The following is a 19073-nucleotide window of genomic DNA, read 5'->3' as shown; positions in this document are numbered from 1 at the left end:
GTCGCGCACCTTCGTGCTCGACCGCCGCCGTTTCGATCGTGTTCGTCAGCCGGCGAGCGCCTTGGCCTTCAGCTGGTCGTACTCGGCCTGGGAGATCGCACCCGAGTCGAGCAGGCCCTTGGCCTTCTCGATGTCGGCGGCCGCCGAGCTGCCGCCGGCCCCCGCGACGCTACGGATGTACGCGTTGGCCTGCGCCTGCGCGTCCGCCTGCTCCTGCATCCGACGCTCCGACATCGACCGGCCCCGTGCGATCAGGTAGATGAACGCGGCGAGGAACGGCAGGAACACCAGGAAGACGACCCAGAGCGCCTTCGCCCAGCCGTTGAGCGTGTGGTCGCGGAAGATGTCGATGATGATCGTGATGAAGATCCAGATGCACGCGATCATGATGTAGATCCAGAAAAGCCAGACGAGGAAGTCCCAGAAACTGTTCATTGGCGTGCCCTTTCGTCACTCCGCGAGACCGTCGCGCGCGAGGATGCCTCGAAGCTACTCCTGCCCCGACCGAGCGCGCATCATTCGATTCGAGTGACGCCGAGCGTGTCGTAGGTGGCGAGCGGCACGATGCCGGCCGCGGCAGCGGCCACCCGCTCGTCGCCGGCGACCAGGACGTCGGCCTGCAGCGTCGCGACCGCGAGGTACTCGGCGAGCGACGGATCTTCGAGGTCGAGCTGTCGTGCCAGCCGCCAGGCGGTCGCTCGTGAGACGCGATCGCCCAGGAGCCGCATGCGGAGCGAGGCGAGGCCCTCGAGAGCAGTGCGTGCGTCGCGCTCGTCGAGCCGGCCGTCGCGCACCTCGCGGTAGAGCAGCGACATCGCGTGGCTGCGGATGAGGGACGGTGCGACGAACGGGTGCGTCGCCTCGGCATTCCGCCCGTCGCGGATGAGACGCAGTGCCGTCACCGCATCGATCGCGTACCTGGTCGTCTCAGGGTCGCCCATGGCTCCAGTGAACCCCTCGCGACCGACATCGTCGAGCGCCGGTGACCGGCGCTCGTGTCGTCGTGCCCGTGCCCGGTGCCCCGCGCCCGTGCCCGGTGCCCCCACTGGGACTCGAACCCAGACTTGAGCTTGGGCCGAGGACCCAGCGCCGCCTGCCGCCGGTGCCGCAGGTGCCCCCACTGGGATTCGAACCCAGACTTGAGCGGGTTTAAGCCGCCTGCCTCTGCCGGTTGGGCTATGGGGGCGTTGTGCGCGCAGACGCAGAACGCGGCGCCGCCCCGAGGGGCGACGCCGCGTCACAGCATAGTCACGACCGTACCGCTACTTGGCGGCGACGGGCTCCTTCTCGGCCGACTTCGCCGGCTTGGCCTTCGCCGCGGCCTTCGCGTCGGCGGCCGGTGCAGGGGCCTCGGCGGCCGGCGGCTTCGGACGCGCGGCGAACGCCTCGAACTGTGCGCGCGGCTGCTGCAGTGCCGAGAGCGACACGATGTCGCGACCGAGCCAGAAGTTGTTCCACCAGCCCCAGAAGACGCGGAACTTGCGCTCCCAGCTGGGCATGGCCAGGCCGTGGTAGCCGCGGTGGGCGAACCATGCGAGCAAGCCCTTGATCGCGAGCTTGCCCGACTGGAACACACCCGAGCCGATGCCGAGGCCGGCGACGGCACCCAGGTTCTTGTGCACGTAGTTCTTGGGCTCTTCACCGCGCAGCACGGCGACGATGTTCTTCGCGAGCAGCTTGCCCTGGCGCACGGCGTGCTGCGCATTCGGCACGCAGTAGCCGCCGACGCCGCCGCCGGTGAGGTCGGGCACGGCCGAGATGTCGCCGGCCGCCCAGGCGTCAGCGACGATCTCGTCGTCGTCTTCGCCGCCGACCCGCAGGTCGGCGCGGGTCTTGATGCGGCCGCGCTCTTCGACGGGCAGGTCGCTCGAGCGGACGATGGCGGGGTTCGCCATCACGCCGGCGGTCCACACGATGAGGTCGCTCTCGAAGCTCTCGCCGGTCGACAGCTCGATCTTGCCGTCGACGGCGCTCGTGAGCTGCGTGTCGAGGTGGATCTCGGCGCCGCGCTGGGCGAGGTGCTTGATGACCCAGTGGCTCGTCGGCAGCGAGACCTCGGGCATGATGCGGCCCATCGCCTCGATGAGGTGGAAGTGCGTCTCGTCGAAGGTGAGCTGCGGGTAGTACTCGAGCAGTGCGCTCGCGAACGAGCGGAGCTCGGCGAACACCTCGATGCCGGCGAAGCCGCCGCCGACGACGACGAACGTGAGCAGGCGCTCGCGCTCGGGCCCGGGCGGGAGGTTCGAGGCCTTGTCGAAGTTCGTGAGCACGCGGTCGCGGATCGCGACGGCCTCTTCGACGGTCTTCAGGCCGATCGCGTTGTCGGCGATGCCGGGGATCGGGAAGGTGCGCGAGACGGCGCCGCCCGTGACGACGACGACGTCGTACTCGAACTCCCAGGGCTCACCGAGCTCGGGGGTGATGGTCGCCGTCTTCGACGCGTGGTCGATCTTGGTGACCTTCGCGGTGACGACGTTGGTCTTCTTGAGGTGGCGGCGGTGCGAGGTGACCGAGTGGCGCGCCTCGATCGACCCGGCTGCGACCTCGGGCAGGAAGGGCTGGTACGTCATGTACGGCAGCGGGTCGACGACCGTCACCTCGGCCTCGCCGGGACGCAGCCACTTCTCGAGCTTCCACGCCGTGTAGAACCCCGCATAGCCACCGCCGACGATGAGAATCTTGGGCACGGTGAATGGACTCCTCAGTATCTGGTGGATGCGACCCGGTGCGCGCGATCAGTGGTCGCGCGTGCGTACCGCTCGCCTGGTGTGCCGAATGGCGCCGATGCCCAACAGCGCTGCTAGCGTACCAAATCCTGCGACCAACGAGAGCGGCACGGTGATGTAGGCGAGCGTCCACGGCGTCGGCAGCATGGTCGCCGTGCCCTCGTCGGCGGGCGGCGGCGGGTCGGCGATCGGTACGATCTGCTGTTCGGTCGCCTCGGGGGTCGGCGTCGTCGACGTGGCTCGGCGGTGGATGGTGATCCACTCCTCGAGGCTGCCGAGCGGGTTCGCGTCGACCGGCTCGACGTCGGCCTCGAGCGCTGCGACGGGATCGATGAGCCCGTGGCCGTACAGCGGGCTGGGCACCTCGTGCCCGTCGGGGTCGGCGGTCTGGATGACGCGGTTGATCACGTTGGCCGCATCGAGGTCGGGGTACTCGGCGCGGACGAGCGCGACGAGCCCCGAGACGAGGGGCGCCGCGCCGCTCGTGCCGCTCCAGATCGCGACGCGACCGTCGGGCCGAACGCCGACGAGGTCTTCGCTCGGTGCGGCGACCCCGAGCGTGATGCCCTGGGAGCTCGCGTCGAGGCTCGCGTTCTTCTCCTTGTCGACGCCCGCGACCGCGAGGACGCCGGGGATCGTCGCCGGCGCACCGACCTCGGTCGTGCCGTTCCCGCGGTTGCCGGCCGCGGCGACGACGACGACGTCGTGCTCGAAGGCGTAGGTGAACGCGTCGTCCCAGCTCTCGGGCCAGTCGCGGGTGTTGCGGGTGAGCGACATGTTGATGACGTCGGCCCCGTTGTCGACGGCCCACTTGACGCCCTCGGCGATCTGCTCGTCGTTCGACTTCGCGGCCCCCGTGTCCTGGCCGAACGCGACCGACACCGTCAACAGGTCGGCCTCGGGCGCGACGCCGATGACGCCGTTGCCCTCGCCCGTGCCGCGGCCGGCGAGGAGGGAGGCGACCATCGTGCCGTGGGCGCTCTCGTCGGGGTCGCCGACCGGCGTCTGGCCGTCGGGACTGCCGAGGCCCGAGACATCCGTGCCGCCCTTGACGACGCCCCGGAGCTCGGTGACGTTGCCGTTCACTCCCGTGTCGATGATCGCGACCGTGACGCCCTTGCCCTGCGTCGTCGACCAGGCCGTCGTGAAGCCGTAGTCGCCGAGCCAGTACTCGTAGTCGCGCACGGTGTCGGCATGCGCGGGTGCCGCGCCGCCGAGCGCGACGGCGACGGCCGCGACGACGGCGACCGCCGACTTCGCGGCGGTCGCACGCGCGCGTGCGATGCGGCTCGGGCGGGTCATGCCTCGTCGACTCCGTAGTCGGGGCACTTGCAGACGTCGGGCGACCAGCTCGACCGGGCGAGCGCGAGGTCGCCGATCGGGTTGGCGCCGGGGCCGGCGGCGAGCGCATGGGCCGCGAGCGCGTGCAGGCACTTCACGCGGGTCGGCATGCCGCCGGCGGAGATGCCGGCGATCTCGGGGACGTCGCCGAAACCCTCGCGGTCGGCGAGGTAGTCGCGGTGGGCCTGCTCGTAGCCGGCGCGCACCTCGGCGTCGTTCGCGAGCAGCTCGCTGAACTCGACCATGAGCTGGCCGGCCTCGAGGAACGACATCGCGGCCGTCGCGGCCGGGTGCGACAGGTAGTAGAACGTCGGGAACGGCGTGCCGTCGGCCAGCCGCGGCGCCGTCGCGACCACGGTCGGATTGCCGCAGACGCAGCGGGCGGCGATGCCGACGACATTGCGCGCCGGACGGCCGAGCTGCGCGGAGACGACGGCGAGATCGCGCTCGGTGACGGGTTCGAAGGGCGGGCGGGTCATCGGCCGTCCTCCGTCGCGGGTGCACCGGTCGGCGCCGTCGTCGCGGGGGCGTCGCTCGCCGGCGCGTCGGTCGCGCCGGCTTCGGGCGCGAGCCCCGCGGTCATCACGGAGTCGAGCAGGGTGCGCATCCAGTCGCCCTTCGATTCGGTCACTTCGGCTGAGACGGCCGTCGTCTCGTCGGTCTTCGCGGCCGCGTCGCGGTCGTCGATGACGAGGTAGCTCACCTCGCCCGGCATCACGTAGTAGAGCCGTTCACGCGCCTGCGTGACGATGAACGTCTCGTCGTTCCATCGCTCGCGCTCGTCGCGGAGCCGCTGCACCTCCTCCTCCTGCGCGGAGACGGCGGCCTTGAGCTCTGCGAGCTGCGCACGCTGCTGGGCGAACGCCGCGATCGTCGGCGCGAGCACCACGACCGCGAGCACGAGTATGCCCAACATGATCAGCGAGAAACCTGAGAATCGGATGCCGCTGAGCCATCCGGCTCGCGTCGCCGACGCAGCACCGGCGCCGGCGGAGGCGGTGGAGCGGGGCTTGGCGCCCCTCGGCTTCGCACTCGAGGACGAGGCGTGCGTGCTCGTCTTCGACGGCTTCGCGGTCGACGACGATTTCGCGGACCGGGAGGAATTCGCGCTCGACCGGGCGCGCTTCGCCTCGCCCGCGTCGGACGCCGGGCCCTTCGCCGGCGACGCCGGCTCCGAGGCATCCGCCCTCGGCTTCGACCTCGGCACGCGCGAGCCGGCAGGGTTCGCGGGCCTGCGGGGGGTGCGGGACGACTCGCCGTTCATCGCCCTCCTCATGACGGCCCGGAATGCGACGACGGGGGCGGCCACCCGGCCGCCCCCGTCGCGATGTCGCTACGCGATCACACCGTGAAGCGCGGGAACGCCGTGCGGCCGGCGTACACCGCGGCCTCACCGAGCTCTTCTTCGATCCTCAGAAGCTGATTGTACTTCGCCACGCGCTCGCTCCTCGCGGGCGCGCCCGTCTTGATCTGACCCGCGTTCGTGGCGACCGCGAGGTCGGCGATCGTCGTGTCCTCGGTCTCGCCCGAACGGTGCGAGAGCACCGCGGTGTAGCCCGAGCGCTGCGCGAGCGACACGGCGTCGAGGGTCTCGGTCAGCGTGCCGATCTGGTTGACCTTGACGAGGATCGAGTTGCCCGCGTGCTTGCCGATGCCGTCGGCGAGGCGCTTCGGGTTCGTGACGAACAGGTCGTCGCCCACGAGCTGCAGCTTGCCGCCGAGCTCGGCGGTGAGGGCGGTCCAGCCCTCCCAGTCGTCCTCGGCGAGCGGGTCTTCGATCGACACGAGCGGGTACGCGGCGGCGAGCTCGGCGTAGTAGGCGCTCATCTCGGCCGACGTGCGGTCCTTGCCCTCGAAACGGTAGGCGCCGTTCTCGAAGAACTCGGTCGACGCGACGTCGAGGCCGAGCGCGATGTCGGTGCCGAGCGTGAAGCCGGCCTTGCCGATCGCCTCCGAGATGAAGTCGAGCGCGTCGCGGTTCGACGCGAAGTCGGGCGCGAAGCCGCCCTCGTCGCCGAGGCCGGTCGAGAGGCCCTTGGCCTTCAGCAGGCCCTTGAGCGCGTGGTAGGTCTCGACGCCCCAGCGCAGGCCCTCGGAGAAGGTCGGCGCACCGACCGGGAGGATCATGAACTCCTGGATGTCGACGCCGGTGTCGGCATGCGCACCGCCGTTGATGATGTTCATCATCGGCACGGGCAGCACGTGCGCGTTCGGGCCGCCGAGGTAGCGGAACAGCGGCAGGTCGGCCGAGTCGGCGGCGGCCTTCGACACGGCGAGCGAGACGCCGAGGATGGCGTTCGCGCCGAGGCGGCTCTTGTTGTCGGTGCCGTCGGCCTCGATCAGGGCGGCGTCGACGAGGCGCTGGTCGCTCGCGTCGAGGTCTTCGATGGCCGGGCCGAGCTCGTCGAGCACGGCGTCGACGGCCTTCTGCACGCCCTTGCCGAGGTAGCGGTCGGCGTCGCCGTCGCGCAGCTCGTACGCCTCGAAGGCACCGGTCGAGGCGCCCGAGGGCACCGCGGCGCGGGCGAGGGTGCCGTCGTCGAGCAGCACCTCGACCTCGACGGTCGGGTTGCCGCGCGAATCGAGAATCTCGCGCGCACCTACAGCTTCGATGAATGCCACAGTGGACTCCTCTGTGATGGGGGTGACTGGTGGACGACGCCGTCGTGATCCGCGCCCAAGTCTAGAGGTCGAGGATGTCTCGTGCTCGCCGCGTGACTCCCCGCGGCCGCCCTACGCCGTGAGCTCGCGGAACTCGAGCGACGCCGCGCCGTTCGCCTCGGCGTTCACGGTCGCGAACGCGTCGAACCCGTCGGCGGTGACGCGGTCGAGCAGGGCTCGCAGGTTCTTCACGCGACGCTCGAGGCGCACCCGCGACCCGGAGGCCACGAGTTCGGCCTTGATCGCGAGGAGGCGCTCGGCGGGGACGTCCCCGTCGTGCACGAGCACGACCGCACGGGGGCGCGCGTCGTCGCGCACCTCGAGCAGGTCGACGATGCGCTCGAAGCCGATGGAGAAGCCGCACGCCGGCACCTCCTGGCCGAGGAACCGCCCGATCATGTGGTCGTAGCGGCCTCCGCCGCCGAGCGAGTAGCCGAGCTCGGGGTGCGCGATCTCGAAGATCGTGCCGGTGTAGTAGCCCATGCCGCGCACGAGGGTCGGGTCGAACTCGATCGCCGCTTCGGGCATCGCGTCGCGGAGGGCGAGCAGGTCGGCGTACGCGGCGCCGTCGAGCCATGCGGGCGGGGGCACGACGCCGTCGGCCAGGTGCCAGTCGGCGCTCGTGAGCCCCTCGAGGGCCGTCGCGACGTCGGCGTCGGCCGTGACCGCACCGAGCTCGGCGAGCTCGTTCGCCACTCCCCCGACCCCGATCTTGTCGAGCTTGTCGATCGTGATGAGCGCACGCTCGCGCAGGTCGTCGGGCACGCCCCACGACGCGAGGATGCCCTGCAGGATGCGCCGGTCGTTGATGCGGATCGTGCAGCCGGCGAGCCCGAGCGCGTCGAGCGTCGCGACGGTCGCGGTCAGCAGCTCGAGCTCGGCGAGCGGGGTCGCGTCGCCGATGACGTCGATGTCGCACTGCACGAACTGGCGGTAGCGCCCCTTCTGCGGGCGCTCGGCACGCCAGACGGGCGCGATCTGGATCGAGCGGAACACGGGCGGCAGCGCCGCGCGGTGGGTCGCGTAGAACCGCGCGAGCGGCACGGTCAGGTCGTAGCGCAGGCCGAGGTCGGCCAGTGCGAGGGCGTCGCCGGATGCCGCGGCCGAGGCGAGGTCGTCGGGGGTGAGCCCGCGCTTCATGACGGCGAAGGCGAGCTTCTCGTTGTCGCCGCCGAGTCCGGCGTGCAGGCGTGACGAGTCCTCCATGACCGGCGTCTCGATCTCGTCGAAGCCGTGCGCCGCGTAGACGCCGCGGATCACGCCGAGGGCGTGCTCGCGTCGGGCCTTCTCGGCGGGGAGGAAGTCGCGCATGCCGCGCGGGGGCGTCACGTTCTGGGCCATGCGCCCCATTCTTCCAGTCGCGGGCGACCGGGTCGTGCCCGCTCTCGTTCGCAACGGCTTCGCAACGCCTCCGGCGCCGCCCTCGCGCACGGGACGCACCCCGCCCTACACTCGACCGGACGACGCTCGGCCGACCACCGCGGCGCCGGAGGGGGGATCCGCATGTCGGGCATCACGGTCGAGGGCGTCGCCCGGTCGTTCGGCGACGTGCACGCCGTGCGGCACGCGAGCTTCGAGGTCGCGCAGGGCTCGGTCGCCGGGTTGATCGGGCCGAACGGCGCGGGCAAGACGACGCTGCTGCTCATGCTCGCGACCCTGCTGGTCCCCGACTCGGGCAGCATCCGGGTCGCGGGCTACGATCCCGTCACCGAGCCGCACCAGGTGCGACGGCGCATGGGCTGGATGCCCGACGCGCTGGGCTCGTGGCCGTCGCTCGACGTGAGGACCGCACTCACGACGAGCGGCCGGATGTACGGGATGGAGTTCGACGAGGCATCCCGCCGCGCCGACGAGCTCATCGGGCTCGTCGGGCTGACGCCGCTCGCCGACCAGCCGACCCGGGTGCTCTCCCGCGGCCAGAAGCAGCGCTTGAGCCTCGCGCGCGCCCTCGTGCACGACCCCGAGGTGCTGCTGCTCGACGAGCCGGCCTCGGGACTCGACCCCGCCGCCCGCACCGAGCTGCGCGAGCTCGTTCGACGCCTCGCGCACGAGGGGAAGACCGTGATCGTCTCGAGCCACGTGCTCGCCGAGCTCGAGGAGATGGCCGACACGGCGGTCTACCTCGCAGCCGGCGAGACCGCCGCACCCGACGAGGTCGCGCGGGCCGGCCGCACGGCGCGCGACTGGCGCGTCCGCTCGCTCGACCCCGACCGCCTCGCCGCGGTGCTCGGCGCCGCCGGCTACGGCGAGGTCTCCGTGGTCGACCGGTTCGGCGCCGTCGTGCCGTTCGCGAGCGAGGCCGACGCCGCGCAGATGCTGGCCCACCTCGTCGGCTCGGGGGTGCCGATCTCGTCGTTCGCCCCTGCGGTCGGCGACCTCGAACACGTCTTCCACGACCTCAACCGATCGGACGGCGACGCATGAACGGGTTCCTGCGGGGCATGTGGCTGATCGTCACGCTCGACCTGAGGCAGCGTGTGCGCGGCATCGCCTGGTACGTGCTGCTCGGCGTCTTCGTCGTGCTCGTGACGGCCGTCACCGCCCTCGTCGTGATCGCGACGAACGCGTGGGACTCCGGCGGCGGCGGCGTCTTCTCGACGATCGTCTTCTTCGTGCTGCTGCTCGGCACGCTCGTCTCCCCCGCGCTCAGCGGCAACGCGATCAACGGCGAGCGCGAGGCGGGCACGCTCGCGACGACGCAGGTCACGCTCGTCACGACGGCGCAGCTCGTGATCGGCAAGTGGGTGGCGGCCTGGCTGACGGCGCTCGCGTTCCTCGCCGCATCGCTGCCGTTCCTCGCGTTCGGCATCGTGCTCGGCGAGGTCTCGCCGGCCACCGTGATCACCACGGTGCTCGTGCTCGCGGTCGAGCTCGGCATCATCGCCGCGATCGGCGTCGGCCTCTCGGGCCTCGTCACGCGCCCGCTGTTCTCCGTCGTCGTCACCTACCTCGTCGTCGCGGCCCTGTCGGTCGGCACGCTCATCGCGTTCGGCCTCGGCGGGGCGGCGGTGCAGACGACCGTGAAGCAGACGATCATCGGCGTCGACTACCAGCAGCTCGACGAGAACGGGCTCGCCCCCGGGGGCGGGGAGGTGCCCTGCCTGCCGCCGAACACCTGGGAGCAGCAGACCCCCAGGTTCGACCTCGTCTGGGGGTTCCTCGCGGCCAACCCGTACGTCGTCGTCGCCGACGCCGCGCCCGGCTCGTTCGACGAGGACGGCAACCCGACCGACCTGTTCGGCTGGATCGCGGTCGGCGTGCGGCAGGCTCAGCAGGCGCCCGAGACCGAGGTCGTCATCGACGAGTGCAGCGAGTACTCGTCCAAGGGCTACGCGCCCTACGACTCCCCGACCCCTCGGGAGATCTACGACGGCTCGGTGCCCTCGTGGTTCGTCGGGCTCACGATCCACCTGCTGCTCGGCGCGGGCGCCCTCGCCTGGGCGTGGAGGCGCACGGAGGTGCCCGCGAAGCGCCTCGCCGCGGGAAGCCGCATCGCGTGACCCGCGCCGAGCGGGTGCTCGTCGTCGGCGCGACCGGCGTGCTCGGCGCGCCCGTGGTGCGCGCGCTCGTCGCGGAGGGGCGCACGGTGTTCGGCACGAGTCGAAGCCCCGAGCGCCTCCCCGTGATCGAGGCCGCCGGGGCGACGGGGCTCCTGCTGGACGTGCTCGACCGCGAGTCGGTCGACCGTGCCGTCGCTGCGGCCCGCCCGACCGCCATCGTCTTCCTCGCGACCGATCTCGCCGCGCTCGACTACGCGGCCAACGCGCGCCTGCGGATGGAGGGCGCGCCCGCGCTCGTCGATTCCGCCCGCGCGGCCGGCGTCGGACGGGTGATCGCCGAGGGCATCTCCTGGGCCCCGGACGACGCGCCCGTCGCAGCACTCGAACGCGCCGTCGCCTCGCATCCGCACGGCATCGTGCTGCGGCTCGGGCTCCTGTACGGGCCGCGGACCTGGTACGCCGCCGACGGCGCCTTCACCGCGAAGGCGGGCGAGGGGCGCGTCGACGCGATCGCCGAGACCACGAACTGGCTCCACGTCGACGACGCGGTGTCGGCGGTCGTCGCGGCGCTCGACTGGCCCGCCGGCATCGTCGACGTGGTCGACGACGAACCCGCGCCGCTCGACGACTGGGCGGGCGTGCTCGCGGCCCGCGCCGGCTTCTCCGGCCGGCCGGCGACGAGCGCGCGCGGGCCCGCGCGGGTGGCGGATGCCTCGACCGCGAAGTCGCTCGGCTGGTGGCCGGCTCGTCCCTCGTGGCGCGACGGGCTCGGCTTCGGCTGATCGTCCGGCCAGGTGCTGCACGGCAGTCGGCGCGATCGACGATCTCGCCCGTGCGATTCGCCGTGCCGCTCAGCCGCCCACGGCGGCGCCTCCCGGCGCCTCCGACCGGTCCTCTGCCGCGTCCGCCCGCTCAGCGCGTCGCACCTCGTCCTCGAACGCGCGCACGGCCCCGCGCAGCGCCCGCTCGGCGTCGAGGCCCTGCGCACGCGCCGACGCGACGAGACCGAAGAGCAGCCGCCCGAGCTCGCGCTCGGTCGCCGGTGCGACGGGCGCCGGGATCGAGGCATCCGCGACCGCCGCGGCGGTGACGCCCGCCTTCTCGGCCTTCCCGAGCATCTTCTGCGCGAGCGCCAGCGCGGGCATGCCGCGCGGCACGCCGTCGAGCACGCTCGTGCGGTGCGGCTTCTCGTCGGCCTTCAGGTCTTCCCAGAACGCGACGACGTCGTCGGCCGTCTCGGCCTCGCGGTCGCCGAACACGTGGGGGTGCCGCGACACCATCTTGGCCGTCATATGGCGTGCGACGTCGTCGATGTCGAACCGCTCGCCGTCGGTGTGCGCTGCGATGTCGGCGTGGAAGAGCACCTGGTAGAGCACGTCGCCGAGCTCCTCGATCATCTCGGCGCGGTCGCCCGCCTCGATGGCGTCGATGAGCTCCCAGCATTCCTCGACGAGGTACTGCACGAGCGACTCATGGGTCTGGTCGGCGTCCCACGGGCAACCGCCCGGGGCGCGCAGCAGCGCGACGGTGGCGATGAGTTCGTCGAGACCGGCGTGGGCTTGGCTCATACCGGCAGCCTATGCCGGGCGGGCCCGGTCGGCCCCGTTCGCGGGCGTGCCCCGCCCGCCCGTGCCCGCCCGCCCGGGTCAGTGCACGAACGCGAGCAGCAGCGCGACCGCGATGAAGAGGCCGCCGAACACGAGGTTGAGCGTGCGCTGGCCGCGCGCGGTGCGGGTGAACCGGCGGAACCCGTGCGCGGCGGCGGCGAAGAACCCCCACATGACGGCGATGTCGACGGTGATCACCGTCACGGTCACGATGAGGTACTGCACCCAGAGCGGCTCCCCCGGGCGGATGAACTGCGGCAGGAACGCCAGGAAGAACACGATGGCCTTCGGGTTCAGGAGGTTCACCCAGAGCCCTCGGCGGAACATCGACCAGCGGCTCTCGGATGTCGCGGCGAGCGCGCGGCCCGAGGCATCCGTCTCGTCGTCGTCATCGGCCGGGAGCGTCGGCTTCGCGAGCATCTGCCGGATGCCGAGGTAGACGAGGTACGCGGCGCCGGCGTACCGGATCACGTTGAACGCGAACTCCGACGAGGCGACGAGCACGCCGACGCCGAGCGCCACGATCGCGATGTGGATGACGAGGGCCGCCTGCTGGCCGAGGATGCCCCAGATCGACCGGCGGAAGCCGTGGTTGAGCGAGTTGCCCATCGTGTTGATGGCGCCCGCGCCGGGGGTGAAGCTGATCACGAGGCACGCGACGAGCAGCGTGATCCAGAGCGAGAAGGGCATCCCGTCAGCCTAGGCGGCGGCCGCCGCGCCCTCGTCGCCGCCGGGCGACCGCGGTGCGGCGCCGCGGTCGCGGGCGGCCCGCCGATAGGATCGACGCGGAGAGCCGGGAAGTCTGGTCGGCAGCACACGTACGTCGTACCCCGAAGGATCCGCATGAACGTCCTCCGCTCCGAACGCTGGGCCGCCGCCCTGCTGCTCATCGCCGCCGCACTCGGCCTCATCATCGCCAACACGCCCGTCGGCCCCTCGCTGATCGAGCTCAAGACCGAGCACCTCGATCTGCCGTGGCTCGGGCTCGACCTGTCGCTCGGGCATTGGATCAGCGACGGGCTGCTCGCGATCTTCTTCTTCATCGTCGCCGTCGAGCTCAAGCGCGAGCTCGTGATCGGCGAGCTGAACTCGCTGTCGAAGGCGCTGCTGCCGGCGATCGCGGCGGTCGGCGGCGTGATCGTTCCGGCGCTCATCTACGTCGGGTTCACGGCCGGCACCGACACGGTCGACGGCTGGCCGATCCCGACGGCGACCGACATCGCCTTCGCGCTCGGCGTGCTCGCGGTGTTCGGCACGTGGATCCCGACGCGCGTGCGCGTGTTCCTGCTCGCCCTCGCGGTGCTCGACGACCTCATCGCGATCCTCATCATCGCGTTCTTCTTCACGAGCGACGCCGACCTCGCGGCGCTCGGCTTCGCGGGCATCGCGATCGCGCTGTTCGGCGCCGTGAGCCGGCTCATGAAGCCGCGCTCGTCGTACATCCTCGCCCGCCGCCCGCAGTGGCCGATCGTGCTGCTGCTCATCGTGCTCGGCGTCGTCGCCTGGTACTTCGTCTACCAGTCGGGCGTGCACGCGACGATCGCGGGCGTCGCGCTCGGCCTCGTGATGAGCCGTCGCCCCGGCGGTCGCGCCGCGCACGCGCTCGAGCCGTGGTCCAACGGCGTGATCCTGCCGCTGTTCGCCCTGTCCGCGGCGATGGTGGCGATCCCGCAGGTGCGGCCGAGCGAGCTGGATCCCGCGTTCTGGGGCATCCTCGTGGCACTGCCCGTCGGCAAGGTCATCGGCATCACGCTGATCGGCGGACTCGGCGGACTCGTCGCGCGACGCCGGCCCGGCGCGACGCCGCTGACCGTCGTCGACCTGCTCGTCGTCGGCGCCCTGGGCGGCGTGGGCTTCACCGTGTCGCTGCTCATGAACGAACTCGCGTTCGCCGGCATGCCCGCGGTCGCCGACGAGGGCACCCTCGCCGTGCTGCTCGGTTCGGGCGTCGCGATCGTCGGCTCGGCGATCGCCGTCTCGCTGCGGTCGGCCTGGTATCGGCGTCACGGCGCGAAGTCGGGAGTCGGAGGGGCGTTCGCGCACTGACCGGGCCGGCCGCCGTGCTGCGCGCAGCGCTCAGGCCGCGACGGGCGCCGGCTCGAAGATGTTCGCGATGAGCCGCGACACCCACTCGATGAGGTCGGCGTCGCCCGGCGGTTCGCCGCCGGGGGTCGGCCACGGCACGAGGATCACGTCGTTCTGCGCGAAGTGCTTCGCCCCCGGGTACATGCGCTCGAGCCGCACCCGACGCGAGTCGGGGATCTGCGCCGGCCCGATGCGCAGCTTCGAGCCCGTCGCGATGACCTCGCCGAGCCCCGCGAGCTGCGCCTGGCGCCGCAGCCGCGAGACGGCGACGAGATGCTCGACCGACTCGGGCGGCGTGCCGTAGCGGTCGACGAGCTCTTCGACCACCTGGTCGATCTGCCCGTCCTTCGAGGCCGGGCCGCTCGCCGCCGACAGCTTCTGGTACGCCTCGAGGCGCAGCCGCTCGCTGTCGACGTACTCGTCGGGGATGTGCGCGTCGACCGGCAGCTCGAGCCGGAGCTCGGTCTGGCCCTCGGCCACGTCGCCCCGGAAGGCCGAGACCGCTTCGCCGATCATGCGCAGGTAGAGGTCGAAGCCGACACCCGCGATGTGCCCGGCCTGCTCGGCGCCGAGCAGGTTGCCCGCACCGCGGATCTCGAGGTCTTTCAGGGCGACCTGCATGCCGCTGCCGAGCTCGTTGTTCGCCGCGATCGTCGAGAGCCGGTCGTGCGCGGTCTCGGAGAGGGGCTTGGCCGGGTCGTAGAGGAAGTACGCGTACGCCCGCTCGCGGCCGCGGCCGACGCGACCGCGCAACTGGTGCAGCTGCGAGAGGCCGTACTTGTCGGCCCGGTCGATGATGATCGTGTTCGCGTTCGCGATGTCGAGGCCGGTCTCGATGATCGTCGTCGAGACGAGCACGTCGAACTTGCGCTCCCAGAAGTCGCTCACGATCTGGTCGAGCGAGTGCTCGTTGAGCTGTCCGTGCGCGACCGCGATGCGCGCCTCGGGCACGAGCTCGGCGAGCTGCGCCGCGACCCGGTTGATCGACGAGACCCGGTTGTGCACGAAGAACACCTGGCCCTCGCGCAGCATCTCGCGGCGGATGGCGGCGGCGACCTGCTGCTCGGAGTACGGCCCGACGAACGTGAGGATCGGGTGGCGGTCTTCGGGCGGGGTCGCGAGGGTGGACATCTCGCGGATGCCGGTGACCGCCATCTCGAGCGAGCGCGGGATCGGGGTCGCGCTCATCGCGAGGATGTCGACGTTCGTCTTGAGCTTCTTCAGCGTGTCCTTGTGCTCGACGCCGAACCGCTGCTCCTCGTCGATGATCAGGAGGCCGAGGTCTTTGAAGGACACCTTCTCGGTGAGGATGCGGTGCGTGCCGATCACCAGGTCGACGGTGCCGTCGGCGAGCCCGGCGACCGTCTCGCGCGCCTCCTTGTCGGTCTGGAACCGGCTGAGCGCGCGCACGTGCACGGGGAAGCCCGCGTAGCGTTCGTTGAACGTCTCGAGGTGCTGCTTCACGAGCAGCGTCGTCGGCACGAGCATCGCGACCTGCTTGCCGTCTTGGATGGCCTTGAACGCCGCGCGCACGGCGACCTCGGTCTTGCCGAAGCCGACGTCGCCGGCCAGCAGCCGGTCCATCGGGATCGGCCGCTCCATGTCGGCCTTCACCTCGTCGATCGTCTGCAGCTGGTCGTGCGTCTCGGCGTACGGGAACGCCTCTTCGAGCTCGTGCTGCCACGGGGTGTCGGGCCCGAACGCGTGCCCCTTCGCGGCCATGCGCGCCGAGTACAGCTTCACCAGCTCGACCGCGATGTCGCGCACCGCCTTGCGGGCGCGGCTCTTCGCCTGCGACCAGTCGCTGCCGCCCATCTTCGAGAGCGACGGCGCCTCGCCGCCGACGTAGCGCGACAGCAGGTCGAGCTGGTCCATCGGCACGAACAGCCGGTCGCCCGGCTGCCCGCGCTTCGACGACGCGTACTCGAGCACGAGGTACTCGCGCACGGTCGTCGGCTGCCCGGCGATGCCCGCGGTGCGGCTCGGGCCCTTCGGCCTCGTGCCGGTCGCGACCTCGCGCTGCACGAGCTCGACGAACCTGCCGATGCCGTGCGTCGAGTGCACGACGTAGTCGCCCGGCTTCAGCTGCAACGGGTCGACGACGTTGCGGCGCCTCGTCGCGAGCTTCTTGCCCGCGCGGGCGTCGTACCCGGCGGAGCGACCGTAGAACTCGGCCTCGGCGATGACGCCGAGCTTCGCCTCGGGCACCTCGAATCCGCGCGACGCCTCGGCCTGGACGAGGTACGCGACGCCGGGTTCGAGCTGCTCAGGCACCGACTCGACGATGCGGCCCGCGAGCCCGGCGTCGGCGAGCACGTCGCGGGCTCGCTCGACGAGGCCATGACCGGCCGCGGCGACGACGAGCGACCAGCCGTCGCGCAGGCGTTCGGCGACGTGGTCGACGGCGCCCGAGACGTTGCCCTGGAAGCTCGGCATCGCGTTCGCCGCGATGCGCACGTACGAGGCATCCAGCTCGAGGTCTTCGGATGCCTCGCCCGCGTCGAACGCCGAGAGGGTCCACCAGACTCGGCCCGGGTCGGCCTCGCCCGGGGCGCTGAACAGCGTCGCCTCGCGCAGTCGCGCGACCGTCAGGAAGTCGCCGGCGTCGAGGTCGATCGGCGCACCCGCGCCGACGGTCGCGGCGTTCCATGCTGCGGCGAGGAACTCGCGGTTGGTCTCTGCGAGGCTCGTGGCGCGACCGGTGACGCGCTCGGGCGCGATCACCGCGACCGCCGCCTCACGGGGCAGGTAGTCGACGAGCGGCACGAGCCGCTCGGTCAGGGCGGGCGCCAGCGATTCCATGCCCTCGACCGGGATGCCCTCGGCGATCTTCTCGAGCATGGCCGAGAGGCTCGGGAACTCGTGCACCATCTCGCGGGCCCGCTGCCGAACCGCCGGCGTGAGCAGCAGCTCGCGGCTCGGCGAGAGGCTCACGCGTTCGACCGGGTCGGGCAGCGATCGCTGGTCGGCGACCGAGAACGCCCGGAGCTCTTCGACCTCGTCGCCGAAGAACTCGACGCGCACGGGGTGGTCGGCCGTCGGCGGGAAGACGTCGAGGATGCCGCCGCGCACCGCGAACTCGCCGCGCCGCGACACCATGTCGACACGGGCGTACGCGAGGTCGACGAGCCGCAGCGCGATCTGGGACAGGTCGTGGCCGCGGCCGCCCCGGGTGAGCTCGATCGGCTCGATCGCCGCGAGGTTGTCGGCGAGCGGCTGCAGCGCCGCGCGCACCGATGCGACGACCACGAGCGGATGCCTCGGGCCGGCCTCGCCGGCCCACTCGTGCATGCGGCGGAGGGCGTGCAGGCGCCGGCCGACCGTCTCGGCGCTCGGCGACAGGCGCTCGTGCGGCAGGGTCTCCCACGCGGGGAACTCGAGGAGCTCGGCGTCGGGAAGGTACGGCTCGAGCGACGCCCGCAGGGCCTCGCCCTCGCGGCTCGTGGCCGTGACGACGAGCATCGCCGGGGCGAGCCCGGCGGCGGCGCGGCGCTCGAGGAGCGCGGCGAGCATCGGCGCATCGAGGCCCGAAGGCGCCGAGAAGTCGGCGTTGCGCTGAGCCTCGGCCAGCGCGCGATCGATCGTGGAGGCGCGCGAAAGCACCGTGTTCAGACCCTTGAGGCTCACCGGAGAAGTCTATGCCGCGCCCCCGACACCTCGGCCCGGGCCGATACGATTGCCCCGCCCCGACGGAAGGACCCACCGCATGATCATCGCCGCCGCAGACGGATCGGCCCTCGGCAATCCCGGCCCCGCCGGGTGGGCCTGGTACGTCGCCGACGACTGCTGGGCGGCCGGCGGGTGGAAGCACAGCACGAACAACGTCGGCGAGCTCACCGCGGTGCTCGAGCTCTTCCGCGCGACCGCCCACCTCGACGACGAGCTGCTCGTGCAGTGCGACAGCCAGTACGTCATCAACTCGGTGACGAAGTGGATGCCGGGGTGGAAGCGCAAGGGCTGGCGCAAGGCCGACGGCAAGCCGGTCATGAACGTCGAGATCCTGAAGGAGATCGACGCCGCCATCGCCGGGCGCCGCTATCGCTTCGAGTGGGTGAAGGGCCATGTCGGCCATCCGATGAACGAGGCCGCCGACGAGCGGGCCCGCGCCGCCGCCGAGGCCTTCCGCAGCGGCCTCCCGGTGCCCGCAGGACCCGGTTGGTCGGGCGCGTGCGAGAGCGATGCCGCGGTCGCGACCGCCGTGGTCGAGGGGCTGCCGACGGCCGGGGCCGACGACGGATCGGTGGTTCCGGCCCGGGCCGATGCGTCCGCCGCCGTCGAGACCGCGCCGCACGACGACCGGTCGCCGGCCGACGCGACGCTCTTCGACTTCGACGACCCGACCGCCGACTGGCTCACGATGACGCTCGACCTCACGGTCGACGAGCACTCGCGACTCGTCGAGCGCGCCCGAGCCGCGGGCACGAGCCCCGAGGAGTTCCTCCGCGGGCTGATCTGAGCGAACCGGCGCCCGCGCCCGTCGCCGTCAGCTCGGCGAGTGGAACCGCTGCTGCGCGGCGAGCAGCCCGTCGCTCGCGACCGCCTCGACGGCGTCCGCGGCGTCCGAGATCAGGTTCGGCAACGCCTGCCGCTCGGTGCCGGAGAAGTCCTTGAGCACGAAGTCCGCCGGGTCCTGCCGGCCGGGCGGGCGGCCGATCCCGACCCGCACCCTGACGAACTCGGGCCCCTGCGACTTCGCGATGTCGCGCAGTCCGTTGTGGCCGCCGTGCCCGCCGCCCTGCTTGAGCTTCACCGTGTCGAACGGCAGGTCGAGCTCGTCGTGCACGACGATGATGCGCTCGGGCGGCACCCCGTAGAACTTCACGAGCGCCGACACCGGCCCGCCAGAGGTGTTCATGTACGAGTTGGGCTTGGCCACGACGAGCTTCGGGCCTCCGGGGCGCACGAATCCCTCGGCGACGCGTGAGGGGGTCTTGTGGCTCTTGAACGCCGCGCCGAGGCGCGTCGCGAGCTCGTCGGCGACCATCTGGCCGACGTTGTGGCGGTTGCCGGCGTACTGCGCGCCGGGGTTGCCGAGTCCGACGACGAGCCAGGTGTTCTCGGCCATGCCGTCGTCCTCTCGTGCGCGCGCCCGCCTGAACCACGCCATCCGTGCTCCGCCCGGGTCGAATCAGGGCCGCTCCGGCCCGCAACGA

General features: G+C 71.9%; 18 protein-coding genes and 1 tRNA gene. 6 read left to right on the top strand and 13 right to left on the bottom strand.

The features are described 5' to 3' along the window. Positions 1-45 precede the first annotated feature (45 nt). The 7 genes from ACWGPE_RS12015 to ACWGPE_RS11985 form a co-directional block, all read right to left on the bottom strand. A complete protein-coding gene (locus ACWGPE_RS12015; protein ID WP_231430382.1) occupies positions 46-435 on the bottom strand; it encodes an SHOCT domain-containing protein in 390 nt (129 codons plus the stop codon). An 80-nt stretch (positions 436-515) separates the two neighbouring features. Next, positions 516-941: a type II toxin-antitoxin system VapC family toxin gene (locus ACWGPE_RS12010; RefSeq protein ID WP_275505637.1), complete on the bottom strand. Its 426-nt coding sequence runs from the start codon at positions 939-941 to the stop codon at positions 516-518. A 171-nt stretch (positions 942-1112) separates the two neighbouring features. Beyond that, positions 1113-1186 (bottom strand) — tRNA-Leu (locus tag ACWGPE_RS12005). Positions 1187-1262: 76 nt separating this feature from the next. Next, on the bottom strand, positions 1263-2687 hold the full coding sequence (locus ACWGPE_RS12000; protein WP_275505636.1) for an NAD(P)/FAD-dependent oxidoreductase: 1425 nt from the start codon (positions 2685-2687) through the stop codon (positions 1263-1265). Positions 2688-2735: 48 nt separating this feature from the next. Then, positions 2736-4028, bottom strand: a complete 1293-nt coding sequence (locus ACWGPE_RS11995) for a S8 family serine peptidase (protein ID WP_231430379.1) — start codon at positions 4026-4028, stop codon at positions 2736-2738. Further along, positions 4025-4546, bottom strand: coding sequence for a DUF501 domain-containing protein (locus ACWGPE_RS11990; RefSeq protein WP_231430377.1), 522 nt, complete (start codon positions 4544-4546; stop codon positions 4025-4027). Before ACWGPE_RS11990 ends, ACWGPE_RS11995 begins: the two co-directional genes overlap by 4 nt. Continuing rightward, on the bottom strand, positions 4543-4983 hold the full coding sequence (locus tag ACWGPE_RS11985; protein WP_231430375.1) for an FtsB family cell division protein: 441 nt from the start codon (positions 4981-4983) through the stop codon (positions 4543-4545). Before ACWGPE_RS11985 ends, ACWGPE_RS11990 begins: the two co-directional genes overlap by 4 nt. On the opposite strand from ACWGPE_RS11985, the gene ACWGPE_RS11980 reads away from it, so the two are divergent. Further along, positions 4982-5419 carry a hypothetical protein gene (locus tag ACWGPE_RS11980; RefSeq protein ID WP_231430374.1) on the top strand — a complete coding sequence of 146 codons (438 nt, stop codon included), beginning with the start codon at positions 4982-4984 and terminating at the stop codon, positions 5417-5419. The two genes, ACWGPE_RS11985 and ACWGPE_RS11980, sit on opposite strands and share 2 nt — an antisense overlap. Here the strand turns inward: ACWGPE_RS11980 and eno are convergent. Further along, positions 5409-6689, bottom strand: a complete 1281-nt coding sequence (gene eno / locus ACWGPE_RS11975) for a phosphopyruvate hydratase (RefSeq protein WP_452048774.1) — start codon at positions 6687-6689, stop codon at positions 5409-5411. The two genes, ACWGPE_RS11980 and eno, sit on opposite strands and share 11 nt — an antisense overlap. 111 nt (positions 6690-6800) lie before the next feature. Then, the gene (hisS, locus tag ACWGPE_RS11970) at positions 6801-8069 is read right to left on the bottom strand and encodes a histidine--tRNA ligase (RefSeq protein WP_275505632.1); all 1269 of its coding nucleotides are present in this window, start codon (positions 8067-8069) and stop codon (positions 6801-6803) included. Between the two features lie 162 nt (positions 8070-8231). Between hisS and ACWGPE_RS11965 the strand changes: the two genes are divergently transcribed. From ACWGPE_RS11965 to ACWGPE_RS11955, 3 genes are read left to right on the top strand one after another with little or no spacing between them, the layout of a single operon-like run. Then, positions 8232-9152: an ABC transporter ATP-binding protein gene (locus ACWGPE_RS11965; RefSeq protein WP_231430369.1), complete on the top strand. Its 921-nt coding sequence runs from the start codon at positions 8232-8234 to the stop codon at positions 9150-9152. Beyond that, positions 9149-10228: an ABC transporter permease gene (locus tag ACWGPE_RS11960; protein ID WP_452048773.1), complete on the top strand. Its 1080-nt coding sequence runs from the start codon at positions 9149-9151 to the stop codon at positions 10226-10228. Before ACWGPE_RS11965 ends, ACWGPE_RS11960 begins: the two co-directional genes overlap by 4 nt. Then, the gene (locus ACWGPE_RS11955; protein WP_452048772.1) at positions 10225-11010 is read left to right on the top strand and encodes an NAD-dependent epimerase/dehydratase family protein; all 786 of its coding nucleotides are present in this window, start codon (positions 10225-10227) and stop codon (positions 11008-11010) included. The genes ACWGPE_RS11960 and ACWGPE_RS11955 overlap by 4 nt, the downstream gene beginning before the upstream one ends. A 69-nt stretch (positions 11011-11079) precedes the next feature. Here the strand turns inward: ACWGPE_RS11955 and mazG are convergent, their stop codons facing one another. Together mazG and ACWGPE_RS11945 are read right to left on the bottom strand one after the other, a co-directional pair. Then, on the bottom strand, positions 11080-11796 hold the full coding sequence (gene mazG, locus ACWGPE_RS11950; protein ID WP_376931352.1) for a nucleoside triphosphate pyrophosphohydrolase: 717 nt from the start codon (positions 11794-11796) through the stop codon (positions 11080-11082). Between the two features lie 78 nt (positions 11797-11874). Next, positions 11875-12525, bottom strand: coding sequence for a LysE family transporter (locus ACWGPE_RS11945; protein WP_275505629.1), 651 nt, complete (start codon positions 12523-12525; stop codon positions 11875-11877). Positions 12526-12678: 153 nt separating this feature from the next. Here ACWGPE_RS11945 and ACWGPE_RS11940 point away from each other — a divergent pair, with 153 nt between their 5' ends. Then, a complete protein-coding gene (locus ACWGPE_RS11940; protein WP_231430363.1) occupies positions 12679-13881 on the top strand; it encodes a Na+/H+ antiporter NhaA in 1203 nt (400 codons plus the stop codon). A 30-nt stretch (positions 13882-13911) separates the two neighbouring features. Here the strand turns inward: ACWGPE_RS11940 and mfd are convergent, their stop codons facing one another. Further along, positions 13912-17547, bottom strand: a complete 3636-nt coding sequence (gene mfd / locus ACWGPE_RS11935) for a transcription-repair coupling factor (protein WP_275505628.1) — start codon at positions 17545-17547, stop codon at positions 13912-13914. 79 nt (positions 17548-17626) lie between these two features. On the opposite strand from mfd, the gene ACWGPE_RS11930 reads away from it, so the two are divergent. Further along, positions 17627-18376: an RNase H family protein gene (locus ACWGPE_RS11930; protein ID WP_452048771.1), complete on the top strand. Its 750-nt coding sequence runs from the start codon at positions 17627-17629 to the stop codon at positions 18374-18376. A 27-nt stretch (positions 18377-18403) separates the two neighbouring features. Here the strand turns inward: ACWGPE_RS11930 and pth are convergent, their stop codons facing one another. Beyond that, complete coding sequence (gene pth / locus ACWGPE_RS11925; RefSeq protein ID WP_231430360.1) at positions 18404-18985, bottom strand: aminoacyl-tRNA hydrolase; 582 nt, start codon at positions 18983-18985, stop codon at positions 18404-18406. Positions 18986-19073: the final 88 nt, after the last annotated feature.

It is taken from the genome of Agromyces sp. NPDC055658 (assembly GCF_053618155.1).
Note: the sequence above shows the minus strand (reverse complement) of the source record. Positions and strands in the feature narration are given on the sequence as shown.